Source organism: Bradyrhizobium tropiciagri (genome assembly GCF_018130505.1).
In the GTDB taxonomy this organism is placed as follows: Bacteria; Pseudomonadota; Alphaproteobacteria; order Rhizobiales; family Xanthobacteraceae; genus Bradyrhizobium; species Bradyrhizobium tropiciagri_B.
Map to the genome: position 1 here is coordinate 407411 of NZ_JAFCKH010000008.1, position 13750 is coordinate 421160.

Annotated in this window: 7 protein-coding genes; 5 read left to right on the plus strand and 2 right to left on the minus strand. The window is 63.5% G+C overall.

Translation table 11 applies throughout. From position 1 onward, the window contains the following. Positions 1-159: 159 nt before the first annotated feature. Positions 160-1467, plus strand: a complete 1308-nt coding sequence (gene purB, locus JQ633_RS22465; RefSeq protein WP_211987240.1) for an adenylosuccinate lyase — start codon at positions 160-162, stop codon at positions 1465-1467. A 192-nt stretch (positions 1468-1659) separates the two neighbouring features. Beyond that, positions 1660-2832, plus strand: coding sequence for a M20 aminoacylase family protein (locus tag JQ633_RS22470; RefSeq protein ID WP_211987241.1), 1173 nt, complete (start codon positions 1660-1662; stop codon positions 2830-2832). 34 nt (positions 2833-2866) lie between these two features. On the opposite strand, the gene JQ633_RS22475 is transcribed toward JQ633_RS22470, so the two are convergent. Beyond that, a complete protein-coding gene (locus tag JQ633_RS22475) occupies positions 2867-5278 on the minus strand; it encodes a DUF2235 domain-containing protein (protein ID WP_211987242.1) in 2412 nt (803 codons plus the stop codon). Between the two features lie 115 nt (positions 5279-5393). After that, positions 5394-5957, minus strand: coding sequence for a cytochrome b (locus JQ633_RS22480; protein WP_211987243.1), 564 nt, complete (start codon positions 5955-5957; stop codon positions 5394-5396). A gap of 171 nt (positions 5958-6128) precedes the next feature. Here JQ633_RS22480 and murI point away from each other — a divergent pair, with 171 nt between their 5' ends. From murI to JQ633_RS22495, 3 genes are all read left to right on the plus strand, one after another. After that, on the plus strand, positions 6129-6926 hold the full coding sequence (gene murI, locus JQ633_RS22485; protein WP_211987244.1) for a glutamate racemase: 798 nt from the start codon (positions 6129-6131) through the stop codon (positions 6924-6926). Positions 6927-7466: 540 nt separating this feature from the next. Next, positions 7467-10592, plus strand: a complete 3126-nt coding sequence (locus tag JQ633_RS22490; protein WP_211987245.1) for an FG-GAP-like repeat-containing protein — start codon at positions 7467-7469, stop codon at positions 10590-10592. A 669-nt stretch (positions 10593-11261) separates the two neighbouring features. Further along, positions 11262-13750, plus strand: a 2489-nt coding sequence (locus JQ633_RS22495; protein ID WP_211987246.1) for a beta strand repeat-containing protein, incomplete at its 3' end; no start/stop codon positions are given.

The window sequence follows — 13750 nt, forward strand, 5'->3', positions numbered from 1 at the left end:
CCGCTGCCCGATCGGATTTTCCCCTCGAAACACCCGGTTTTCCCCCTCCGGGAGCCCCGTTTTGGTGGCCTCGCCGACCCCGATTTGCTAAAGCACGGCGTAAAAAACAAATCGGCCGGGAGCGGCCTTTGCGCCTCCCTGCCCGCTTCGGAGTTGTCGATGATCCCCCGCTATACCCGCCCGGAAATGGCCTCCATCTGGGAGCCGCAGACGCGTTTCAAGATCTGGTTCGAGATCGAGGCGCATGCCGCCGACGCGCTGGCCGAGCTCGGCGTGATCCCCAAGGAAGCCGCCAAGACGATCTGGGCCAAGGCCAAGGACGCCACCTTCGACGTCGCGCGGATCGACGAGATCGAGCGCGAGACCAAGCACGACGTGATCGCCTTCCTGACCCACCTCGCCGAGATCGTCGGCCCCGAGGCGCGCTTCGTGCATCAGGGCATGACCTCGTCCGACGTGCTCGATACCTGCCTCAACGTCCAGCTCAAGCGCGCCGCGGACCTCCTGATCGCCGACCTCGACCGGGTGCTGGCGGCACTGAAGACCCGCGCCTTCGAACACAAGATGACGCCGACCATCGGCCGCTCGCACGGCATCCATGCCGAGCCTGTCACCTTCGGCCTCAAGCTCGCCTACGCCCATGCCGAGTTCGCCCGCGCCCGCGCCCGCCTGGTCGCCGCGCGCGAGGAGATCTCGACCTGCGCGATCTCGGGTGCGGTCGGCACCTTCGCGCAGATCGATCCGCGGGTCGAAGCCCACGTCGCCAAGGCGATGGGCCTGCGGCCGGAGCCGATCTCGACCCAGGTGATCCCGCGCGACCGCCACGCGATGTATTTTGCCACCCTCGGCGTGATCGCCGCCTCGGTCGACCGCCTTGCCGTCGAGGTTCGCCACATGCAGCGCACCGAGGTGCTGGAAGCCGAAGAGTTCTTCTCCGAGGGCCAGAAGGGCTCCTCGGCGATGCCGCACAAACGCAACCCTGTGCTGTCGGAAAACCTCTCCGGCCTGTCGCGCATGGTGCGCGCCTATGTGACGCCGGCGCTGGAGAACGTCGCGCTCTGGCACGAGCGCGACATCTCGCATTCCTCGGCCGAGCGGATGATGGGCCCCGACGCCACCGTGACGCTCGACTTCGCGCTGGTCCGCCTCGCCGGCCTGATCGAGAAGCTCCTGGTCTATCCGCAGAACATGCAGAAGAACCTCGACCGGCTCGGCGGCCTCGTGCATTCGCAGCGCGTCCTGATCGCGCTGACCCAGAAGGGCGCCAGCCGCGAGGACGCCTACAAGTTCGTGCAGCGCAACGCGATGCCGGTCTGGCGCGGCGAAGGCGATTTCCAGACCCTGCTGAAGCAGGACGCCGACGTGAAGAAGTACATGACGGACGCCGAGATCGAGGAGAAGTTCGACCTCGGCTATCACCTCAAGCACGTCGACACGATCTTCGAGCGGGTGTTCGGGGAAGCGTAGGCGCTTCGTAGCCCGGATGAAGCGAAGCGTAATCCGGGGCCGCCCCGCCCGTTGCACGACCGGCCCCGGATTGCGCTGCGCTGCATCCGGGCTACGGGCCCGAGAATCGCGGCCCGCTTCCCGCGTGACATCGCGGCCGGTTGCGCTACGCTGACTACCTCGCAAACTCGCCAGAAGAAACGGACCCCACCCATGCCGATCGTCAACCGCGTTGCCGCCCTCTCGGATGAAATGGCCGCCTGGCGCCATGACTTTCACGAGAATCCCGAACTGCTCTACGAGGTGCATCGCACCGCCGGCATCGTCGCCGATCGCTTGCGGGAGTTCGGCTGCGACGAGGTGGTGACAGGGATCGGGCGCACCGGCGTGGTCGGCGTGATCCGCGGCCGCAAGAACACGTCCAACAGGGTCATCGGCCTGCGTGCCGACATGGACGCGCTGCCGATCGAAGAGGCCGCCGACGTGCCTTACGCCTCGAAGGTCCCCGGCAAAATGCATGCCTGCGGCCATGACGGCCACACCGCGATGCTGCTGGGCGGCGCGAAATACCTTACCGAGACCCGCAATTTCGACGGCACCGCGATCGTGATCTTCCAGCCGGCCGAGGAAGGCGGCGCCGGCGGCAAGGCGATGGTCGACGACGGGCTGATGACCCGCTGGGGCATCCAGGAGGTCTACGGTCTGCACAACATGCCGGGCCTGCCCGAAGGCCATTTCGCGACAACGCCGGGTCCGATGCTCGCCTCCTCGGACACGCTGCGGATCGTCGTGCACGGCAAGGGTGGCCACGCCGGTGCCGCGCCACATGAGGCGGTCGACAGCGTCCTGATCGGCGCCCAGATCATCAATGCGCTGCAGTCGATCGTGTCGCGCAATGTCGATCCGCTCAAATCGGCCGTCATCTCGATCACGATGTTCGAAGCAGGTCACGCGTTCAACGTGATCCCGGAGACGGTGACCCTGGGCGGAACCGTGCGCACGCTCGACCCCGATGTGCGCGATCTGGTCGAGCGCCGCATCGGCGAGGTCGCGGCCAACATCGCTCGCGCCTATGGCGGATCGGCCGACACGCACTACGGCCGCATGTATCCGGTGACACTGAACCATGCGCGCGAGGCCGGCATCGCCGCCGAGGTCGCCCGCGACGTGGTCGGCGCCGACCGCGTCAACGAGAATTTGGTGCCGGTGATGGGCGCCGAAGATTTCGCCTTCATGCTGGAAGCGCGCCCCGGCGCCTTCGTGTTCCTCGGCATGGGCGAAGGCCCGATGTGCCACCACCCCGCCTACAAGTTCAACGACAACATCCTCGGCCACGGCGCCTCCTATTGGGCGCGCCTGGTCGAGAAGCAGATGCCGGCGGGCTAGCCTCCCGTCACAGCCCGTATCATCGCCGCCACCATCAGGTGGCGGCCGGCTTGGGAAGCTTTTCGATCGTCACCTTGGCCGTGCCGTAATTGTTCGCGCGGTAGAAATAATTATAGATCCACGGCAGGCTGAGCACGGTGTCATTGACATAGAGAAACACCTCGCCGGTCGCCCGCGGCACGAAGGTGGTCGTCCACGCGCCATCCTTCTGCTCCAGCCGCAGCAGATGCTCCTCGAAGCCGGGACCGCCGACCCGGAGAATGGTCGCGAACCAGTTCGACCAGATCAGGCGCTTGTAGGGCCAGCCCAGCATCTGCGCGAATGAAGCACGAGCGTTGCCGAAGCCGTTGGGATCGGTCTCGATCGTGGAGTCCTTCCACGGCTGTTCGATTGTCAGCGTAACCTGATAGACCTCGTCCTGCAGTACGCGCAGTCCCGTGGCATTGCAGGCATTCGCGGTGTCCATCGGCGTGACCGCCGTCGACGTTGCCTCGACCAGCACGCCGCCGGTTCCCTTGCAGACCAGTCCGAGCGTGTTGGCGGCGCCGAAGGCGAGCCACCAAAACAGCCACCACATGATCAGCGTCGGCAGAATCCAGTGCGTCAGGATATAGAACGCCGCCCTGTACCAGCCGCACCGGCGCAGCCAGTAGACGAAGGCGCGCCAACCGGCGAGCTCGGGATAATCCTGCGGCGCATGCCAGGCGATCCGCGCGACGTCGCGGACTTTCTGCTGCAAGACGGCGCCCCAATACAGCAACGCGACGACAGCGATCACCCCGATCAAGACGAAGCCCGGCGCGTTGCGGAACGCGACGAACCAGGGATCGAGGAACCCGGGCAGAAACGAGGCGCCGGCGTTGATGATCGGATTGATCGAAGGCCCGACCGTGTCGTGCCCGAAGCCCGGTGCATAGATCACGAAATAAGGGATGAAGGCGATGAAAGCGGTGGCGAACGCGGTCAGGAAATACACCACGCGCCGCAACCAGACCCAATTCCAGACATCATCCTGCACATGAGACCGTAGCTCGCCGAGGTCGGGCGGCGCGCACGGCCCCGCGACCGCTGCCCCGGTTACGTCGGCAAGCTTGTAGGTTCGCGGAATGACCACCGGCGCGTAGCGGTCGGTGCCGTCGCGGATGCGGTCGAACACCGAATGATGGATGATCGGCGTCGGCACCGGCCGCACCGGCCGCGGCACGCACGGATGCAGGTCGTTGAGGATCTCGGTCTGCGGATCGTCCTGGTGGCGCAGCAGCCGCCAGATGCGCTGCATATCCGCGCGCACCGACAGTTTGTAGGACGGCTCGTGGTAGATATCGAGCACGTTGCGCGGCTTGTAGCGGTAATAGCCTGCAAGCCCCTTGCGGGAATCGTTGAGCTTGTCGGTCGGATCAATCAGCGGATTGACCATGATCTCGCGCTGCTCGTCGAGGTAGCGCAGCCCATAGGGCTTGGCGCGGTCCAGCATCCAGTCAAGCGTGACGTAGGACAGGCCGTTCTGCGGATACCCGCCGCCGATATCGGAGTGGACCCCGGTGAACCACACCTGGCTGATGCGCTCGCGATCGGCGAGCGGCAGGTCAGTACGCAGATGCGGCAGCGGGTCGGCCAGCTGCATCGCCGGCGGCCGCGGGTCGTGGTTGATGTCGAACAGCCAGCTGGTTTTCGTCCGGTTCGCGACGGTCGCGTTGGCGCGGACATAACGCTCGTCCCAGATCACCGGATGAAATGCATCGCGCTCGTCCTCCAGCGCCAGCGCATGGCAAGCCCGATGAATCTTGGCGCTCATGAAATGGTCCGGCATCGACAGCGGCCAGACCCAATAGTCGATCGCGCGGGTCATCTCCTGGATCGGCCCGCCATAGGCGTCGACCGTATCCCAGATCCCGACGAAGCGGATGCTATCAACGGGCTTGGCCGGCGGCGCCTCGACGGCCTGGCCCCACAGCCGGCGCCAGCTGCGAATGCCGAAATCCCTGATGCCGCGCAGGTCGATGCCCACGCGGCCAAGCGCCTTGACGATTCCTCCGCTGTAACGCCGCCGGTAGGCGCGATAGGCATCGGCTGCGAAGCGCGCAAGATCGGCTTCGTTGTTGTTGTAGGCGACGATCCCCTGGGCGGCGATCAGGCCCGCAACGATCCGGATGGTGAAGGCGCCGCGGCTGAAGCCGAAGCAGTAGATCTGGTCGCCCGCCTGATAGTTGCGGCAGCAAAAGCTGTAGATCGCGATCACGTTGCGCTTCAGGCCGAAGCCGAAGACGCCGCCGAGGATCGCGAACAGCTTGAACGAGGACGTGCCGACACCGTCGTCGTAAAATGCAATCTGCCTCGTCGGGTCGCGCAGGTCCAGAACCTGAAACGTCTGCCAGACGTTGGTCTTCAGAACTTTCGCTGAACTGTTTCCCGTCCCGTCGGACAGAAGGACAATGTTTTTTGCCATGATGCGTCCGCGACAAAAATCTGCAAAAGCAGCATGCTTGCCTGAAATTGCTTCTTGCGCAAGATACAATCAGAGGGAGAGCGCGGAAAAATGATCGCAGGTTCACCCTGCCGATCTAGCTGGCGCGCCCGGCCTGCTCCTCACCGATCATCCGCGCTGCAACGCGGTCGCGCCTGATGAAATGATGGAACGCGACCGCCGCGAGATGCAACGCAACCAGCGCGAGCAGCACATAGGCGAACAGGATGTGGCGGTCCTCATAGGCCTGCGCCGTGGCCTTGTCCGGCGAAGTGATCTGCGGAACGTGGAACAGGCCGAAGAAGCTGGAATAGTCCGGCGTATGGGCGCCGGAATGCGCCCAGCCCAGCACCGCGACCAGGATGGTGACGGCATAGAGCGCCCCGTGGCTGACGCGGGCGGCGATCCGCTGCCAGGCGGGCGTCTCCGCCGGCAGCGCCGGCGTCGGATTGATGCCGCGCCAGAGCAGCCGGAGCACGGTGAGCAGCAGCACCAGATAGCCGATATCGGCGTGGATCGAGCGGTAGAACAAGCGGTCCGGCCGCGCCGCCATGTGGTTCATCCACCAGCCATAAGCCAGCATGCCGATAATGGCCGCGCCCAGCACCCAGTGGAACGCGCGGGCGAGCCAGCCCCAGCCGGTCGAACTGTTTCGCATCATGTCTGATCCATCCCCTGCGGTCGTCCGGATTTTGCATGCCATGGCAATGCCTTGGCGTGATAGTGGCAGGTATCGGCCAAGGCCATATGAAATTCCCTGCCTTCACCGCCTTGTGCGCCCGACCGGCAAAAACAACTGAATCGTAACCCCGGATCGGATAATCTGCCCGGCGTGTCCACTCCCCCCACCATCCTTGTCTTCGATTCCGGCCTCGGCGGCCTCACCGTGCTGCGCGAGATCGTTCGCACCCGGCCAGACGCGCATTACGTCTATGTCGCCGACGACGCGTTCTTCCCCTATGGCCACCACGGCGAGGACGAGATCGTCGCCCGCGTGGTGCCGCTGATCGGCGAATTGATCGAGGCGCATGCGCCCGACCTCGTCGTGATCGCCTGCAACACCGCCTCCACGATCGTGATGGCGGATCTGCGCGACGCCTATTCCGTGCCCTTCGTCGGCACCGTGCCGGCGATCAAGCCGGCTTGCGCCTCGTCGAAGACCCGGCGCGTGTCGGTGCTCGGCACCCGTGGCACGGTGAAGCGCGAATACACCCGCAAGCTGATCTCGGACTTCGCGCAGGGCTGCGAGGTCACCCTGGTCGGCTCCGGCGAGCTCGCCTCACTGGCGGAGGCTGCGCTCAGCGGCCAGGCCGTGCGGGACGAGGACATCGCCACCGAGCTCGCCCCCTGCTTCGTCGGCAACGGCCCCGCCGACCCCGGCCGCACCGACACCGTCGTGCTCGCCTGCACGCACTATCCGCTGCTGCTGGATCGCTTGACGAAGCTGGCACCCTGGCCGGTCGACTGGATCGATCCGGCGCCCGCGATCGCCCGTCGCGTCTCCGACCTGCTCGGCGCGCCCGGCACCGAGAGCGACACCGCCGGCGCCGAGATGATCTTCACCTCGAAGCGCCCGCACACGCTGAGCGCCGCGCTGACGCCGTTCTTCGGCGGCCGCGTCCCGGCCTGATTCCGGCGGCCTCGCGCCGTCCGCCCTGCCCTCAGGAATGAAAACTCAACCGTTGCGTGCAGACAGTGAGCGCACCGACATCGGCGGCGCTCGCGTCATGCGATCACCTCGATCGGCGAACACGAGCTGATTGACATAATAGCTACAATTTGCATCATTAAGAAATCTGCGGACATATTTTCTAAAAGTTTTTCAAGAAGCCTTTTTCTATACCTCAACTTTTGAGTTTCTACACCTCAACTTTTAGGTGCATTCAATTTCATCTCGGCCGGCGATGGGCCTCGCACACGGATTTTCGTGAGGCACTCGGCTGGCAATGCCACCTCATGGTTGGGGCTGCTCGACTTCGCTGAATGGCGGGATTGGCGCGACCATTTGAGGGGCGGCCGGGGGATGGCACCGAGACCGATCAAGCAATGCGCGACGGCGCCTGGACCGGAGCGGGCCGCTCAACCGCGCGCGCCGCCATAACCGGCGATCTCAGCCGCTCATTCATCGTCAGCAAAAATTTGGATCATCGATTTTTTTGGGAGCGCAACAATGGCCACTTATACGCACACAGCAGCAGCCGTTCCGTCCGGGGTCGCCTGGTACAATGTCGGCATCAATACGACTGTCCCTGTCACCCAGACCAGCACCACGATGGTTCTCATCAACTCGGATGGGACCCTGACGCGGATCATCGGCACGGGCTTCACCTATATCGGGAACACGCCGACCGCCGGCACGATCTCGGAGATCGACCGCACCAGCTTCGACGGCGCAACCATCCATGAAACGGTGACGGGGCTGAGCGCCTCGCTGGTTGACGTCGTCACCGCGCCCAGCACCAAGTCCGCGTTCCACGTGATCTTCCAGAATGCCGACACGTTCAACGGTTTCGCGGGCGATGATTTCTTCGTCGGCGGCCCCGGAGGCGATACCTTCACCGGCGGCGGTGGGATCAACACGGTATCCTACGACAACGCGCTGGCAGGCGTGCGCGCAGATCTCGCCACCCCCGCGACCAATACCGGAGAGGCTGCGGGAGATACCTACAGCGGTATCCAGAATCTGATCGGTTCGGACTTCAACGATACACTGCTCGGGAATGGCGCCGACAATGTGCTGAGAGGCGGCAAGGGCAACGACTTCCTGGGCGGCGGCGCAGGCAGCGATCTCCTCGATGGCGGAGCCGGATTCGACACCTCGAGTTACCAGACCGCAACCGCCGGCATTACGGCGGTACTGTCGGCTTCGTCGACCGTGACCGGCAATGTCGGCACCGATACGCTCATCAGCGTCGAACAAATCAGAGCCAGCAACTTCGCCGACAGCTTCACCGCCACCACGAGTTTTGTCGGAGAATCCGGGGGCTACAACGAGTTCGAAGGCCTGGGCGGCAACGACACAATTACCGGAAACGGCTTTACGCGGGTCGCCTACGGGCTTGCGACGGGCGGCGTGAGTATCGATCTGCTGGCCGGCAACGCGCATTCCATCGGCGCCGGCGATGCGGCGGGGATCGGCGTCGACTCGTTCGCCGGGCTGATCGGTCCGGATCAAATCAATGCGGTGAATGGCGCGCGCGGCTCGAATTTCAACGATACCATCACGGCCGCAGGCGCGCGTGGCTTCTTCCAGCTCTTCGGGCTTGGCGGCGACGATACTATCATCGGCTCGACGGAGGGGATCAACAACTTCGACTACAATGTGGCTCGCTACGATTACCCTGCCGCGGCCAGCCTGGTGAACACCGGCGTCGTTGTCGTGCTCGACACCGTCTCAACCGCGACTGACAAGCCCGGCGGCACCGCCGTCGGTAACGATACGCTGATCAATATCGAACGTATCAGAGGCTCCGACCTCGCCGACAGCTTCACCGCGAATGCCGGGTTCAACGGGCAATACGGTAACTCGAACTTCTTCGAAGGCATGGGCGGCAACGACAGCATCACGGGCAATGGCCACACCTGGGCCCAGTACAGCAATGCGCTCGCTGCCGTGACGGTCAATCTCCAGACCGGCGTCGGGCAGTCGACCGCCGGAGGCGATGCGGCAGGCGTCGGCATGGACACCATCGTCAGCGGCGTGAATGGCATTCTCGGCTCGCGCTTCGACGACACCCTGATCGGAAGCGACGGCGCGCAGGCCGAGCAGTTCTACGGCGATGCCGGCAACGATAATATTAATGGCGGCGGCGGCCTGCTCGATCGGGTGGTTTATCGGGGCTCGCCGGCGGGTGCCACCGTCAATCTCGCGACGCACACCGCATCCGATGGCTTCGGCGGGACCGACACGATCACCAACATCGAAGGCGTGGTCGGCACCGAATACAACGACTGGATCACCGGCGACAGTGGTGACAACCGGCTGATCGGCCAGAACGGCGACGACCATCTGACCGGTGGCGCCGGCAATGATTTCCTCGTCGGCGATGACGGCGTGGATCTTTACGCCAACGCCTTCGGGAACGGCGGAACGAGCTTCGACAACGGCAATGACACGCTGGACGGCGGCACCGGTGCCGACACGATGACTGGCGGGCTAGGCCGCGACACCTTCGTTTACGCTCCGGGTTACGGGGCCGATACTGTCACCGACTTCGCGGGAGGCGTCGGCCTTGGCGACAGGGTCAGCCTGGTCGCATTCGGTGCCATTCACAATGTCACCGACGCGCTTGCGTTTGCGACCCAGGTCGGCTCCGACACCGTCTTCAACTTCGGCAACGGCGACACGCTCACTCTTCAAAACGTGACCAAGGCCAATCTCGTTGCGGACGATTTTGGCCTCGCGCCGGTGACGCGCGGCGATTTCGACGGCAACTTCCGTGACGACATCAACTGGGTCAATGACGACGGCCGGGCATCGATCTGGGACAACGGCCAGATCGGCGGCGCGCACGTCATCGCTCCTGTCGGCACCATCTCCGGTGGCTGGCATGTCGTCGGCTCCGGCGATTTCGACGGCAACAACAAGAGCGACATGCTTCTGGTCAACGACAACGGCAAGGTATCCGTCTGGGATAACGGCCAGATCGGCGGCGCGCACATCATTGCTGCCGCCGGCACCATCGTCGGTGGCTGGCATTTTGCGGCCACCGGCGACTTCGACGGCAATGGCAAGAGCGACATCCTGTGGGTTAACGACAACGGCCAGGCGTCGATCTGGGATAATGGCTCGCTCAGCGGCGCGCACATCATCGCGCCCGCCGGGACCATCGCCGGCGGCTGGCATATTACCGGCACCGGTGATTTCGACGGCAACGGCCGGAGCGACATCCTGCTGTTCAACGACAACGGCAAGGCGTCGATCTGGGACAACGGCCAGGTCGCCGGCGCGCACATCATCGCCCCGGCCGGCACCATCGCCGGCGGCTGGCATTTCGCCGGTACCGGTGACTTCGATGCCAACGGCCAGAGCGACATCCTGCTCGTCAACGACAACGGCAGGGCGTCGATCTGGGACAACGGCGCGATCGGCGGCGCGCACTTCATCGCGCCCGCCGGCACGATTTCCGGTGGCTGGCATTTTGCCGACATCGGCGACTATGACGGCAACGGAAAGAGCGACATCGTCTGGCGCAACGACAATTCGGCGATGTCGATCTGGGACGACGGCCAGATCGGCGGCGCGCACATCGTTGCCAGTGCCGGCGTCGTTCCCAATGACTGGCACATCGTGTGAGGCGGTCGTCCGGTCTCGACCGGCCGTGATCCACTGACGCCGGCGAGCGGTGGCTTGTCCAAGCCACCGCTCGCTCACGCTGATCTGCTCCGCGCGCGTAAGCCGCGGCTTAGCATCATGCTGCGGCCTGCGGCCTCTTTCATTCTTCGCGTGTCTGTCGACGTCCTCGAACGTCACGGCATCGACGCCAAGCCCCACATGACATCGCAAAGACAAGTTGGCAGGTTCCAACAGAAGGGAGCCTTGTGAACAACCATTGGTCTGATTGACAGGGCAGATACAATTTGCATCATTGCGAAATCTAACGACACATTGAGAAATCTATCGACACACTACTTAAAAAGACCATCTACGAAGACGTTTTCCAAGCCACAACTTTTGAGTGCACTCATTTCATCTGAGCCGACGGACCACTAGCACCGATTTTCGCTGGGCACTCGGCTGGCAATGACACCTCAACAGTTGGGGCTGCTCGATCACGCCAAATGGCGGGATTGGTACTGACCGTTCGAGGGGGCCGCCCGGGGATGACACCGTCGAGATCGATCGACCATCGCGCGACGGCACTTGCAGCTGAGCGGGCCACCCGGCCGCGCGCGCCGCCATAGCCGGTGATCTCCGCCGCCAACTCATCGCCAGCAAGAACTATTCATTTTTGGAAGAGCATCAATGGCTACCTATACGCATACCGCAACAGCCGTTCCGTCCGGAATCGCCTGGTACAACGTCAGCATCAATACGGTTGTCCCGGTCACCCAGACCAGCACATCGATGGTTCTCATCAATTCGGATGGAACCCTGACGCGGATCATCGGCACGGGCTTTACATATAATGGGACCACGCCGACCGGCGGCACGATCTCGGAAATCGATCGCATCAACTTCGACCAAACAGTCGTCCACGAGACCGTGACGGGCCTCAGTGCCTCACTGGTTGACGTGGTCACCTCGCCCAACACCAAGTCCGCGTTCCATGTGATCTTCCAGAATGCCGATACGTTCACCGGCTTCGCGGGCGATGATTTCTTCGTCGGCGGCCCTGGAGGTGACGCCTTCGCCGGCGGCGGGGGGACCAACATGGTCTCCTACGACAACGCGCTGGCCGGCGTGCGCGCGGATCTTGTCAACGCGGCGAGCAATACGGGCGAGGCTGCAGGAGACACCTACAACAATATCCAGAATCTGACCGGTTCGGACTTCAACGATGTCCTGGTCGGGAATGGTGCCGTCAATGCGTTGACGGGCAACGGGGGGAACGACTTCATCGTCGGCAATGGCGGCAACGACGTCATCGACGGCGGCGGTGGATTTGATACTGCGAGTTATCACACCGCAACCGCCGGCATAACAGCCATCATGTCGGCGACCGCGACTGTGACTGGTGATGCCTCCGTTGGCAGCGACGTCCTCGTTAATGTCGAAATGATCCGTGGCAGCGCTTTTGCCGACAGCTACACTGTCACGTCGAGTTTCGATCCCAGTAAGGTCCAGGGCCTTTTGGAGTTCGAAGGGCTGGGCGGCAATGATGTCATAGTCGGCAACGGCTCTACTCGGGTTGCATATAGCGCAGCGACCGGCGGAGTGACCGTTGATCTTCTGACGGGTAACGCGCATTCCACCGCTGCGGGCGATGCAGCGGGGATCGGCGTCGACTCTTTTGCCGGATTGGTCGGCCCAGATCATATCAACGCTGTCAATGCGGTCCGCGGCTCGGATTTCGCCGACACGATTTCGGCCGCCGGCGCGCGTGGCTTTTTTCAGTTTTTCGGACAGGGCGGCAACGATACCCTCACAGGGTCGACAGAAGCGATCAACAATTTTGACTTCAATTTGGCCCGCTACGATGCTCCCAATGCACCGGGGCTAGTGAACACCGGTGTGGTGATCGTACTCGACACGATCTCAACTGTTACCGACCAGCCCGGTGGTACAGCCGCCGGTACCGACACGTTGATCAATATCGAACGAGTCAGAGGAACCGACCTCGCTGACAGCTTCACCGCAAATGCCGGATTCAACGGGCCGTACGGCAACTCCAACTTCTTCGAAGGCGGAGGTGGTAATGACACCATTATGGGCAATGGCCACACCTGGGCCCAGTACAGCAACGCGCTCTTTGAAGTGACGGTCAATCTCCAGACCGGCATCGGGCAGTCGACCGCGCCCGGCGACGCGGCCAATGTCGGCGTCGACACCCTTAGCGGGGTGAACGGCGTACTCGGCTCGCGCTTCGATGACACCCTGATCGGCAGCGATGGCGCGCAGGCGGAGCAATTCTACGGCGATGCCGGCAAGGACAACATCAACGGCGGCGGCGGCCTGCTCGATCGGGTGGTCTATCGAGGCTCACCGTCGGGCGTCACGGTCAATCTCGCGACACACACCGCTTTGGACGGTTTCGGGACCACCGACACCATCACCAACATCGAAGGCGTGGTCGGAAGTGAATTCAACGACTGGATCACCGGTGACAACAACGACAACCGGCTCGTCGGCCAGAATGGCGACGACTATCTGGCCGGCGGCGCAGGCAACGACTTCCTCGTTGGCGATGACGGCGTCGACCTTTACGCCAATGCTTTCGGCACCTCGACGGCCTTCGATAGCGGCAACGACACGCTGGACGGCGGGGTTGGCGCCGACACGATGACCGGCGGCCTCGGCCGCGACACCTTCGTCTACGCTCCCGGCAGCGGGGCCGATATCGTCACCGACTTCGCGGGAGGAGTCGGCCTTGGCGACAGGATCAGCCTGGTCGGATTTGGCGGCATTCACAATGTCACCGACGCGCTAGCGTTCGCCAGCCAGGTCGGCTCCGACACCGTCTTCAACTTCGGCAACGGCGATACGCTCACGCTGCAGAACGTGACCAAAGCCAATCTCGTTGCCGACGATTTTGCCTTCGCACCGGTGACGCGCAGCGATTTCGACGGCAATTTCCACGACGACATCAACTGGGTCAACGACGACGGCAAGGCTTCGATCTGGGATAACGGCCAGATCGGCGGCGCGCACGTCATTGCCCCCGCCGGCACCATCTCCGGTGGCTGGCATGTCGTCGGCTCCGGCGATTTCGACGGCAACAACAAGAGCGACATGCTTCTGGTCAACGACAACGGCAAGGTATCCGTCTGGGATAACGGCCAGATCGGCGGCGC

What these genes read in the sequence shown, in the direction of transcription:
- JQ633_RS22480 (WP_211987243.1), bottom strand. Translation starts at nt 5,957, where the DNA reads ATGATGCGAAACAGTTCGACCGGCTGGGGCTGGCTCGCCCGCGCGTTC.
- JQ633_RS22490 (WP_211987245.1), top strand. Translation starts at nt 7,467, where the DNA reads ATGGCCACTTATACGCACACAGCAGCAGCCGTTCCGTCCGGGGTCGCC.
- purB (WP_211987240.1), top strand. Translation starts at nt 160, where the DNA reads ATGATCCCCCGCTATACCCGCCCGGAAATGGCCTCCATCTGGGAGCCG.
- JQ633_RS22470 (WP_211987241.1), top strand. Translation starts at nt 1,660, where the DNA reads ATGCCGATCGTCAACCGCGTTGCCGCCCTCTCGGATGAAATGGCCGCC.
- JQ633_RS22475 (WP_211987242.1), bottom strand. Translation starts at nt 5,278, where the DNA reads ATGGCAAAAAACATTGTCCTTCTGTCCGACGGGACGGGAAACAGTTCA.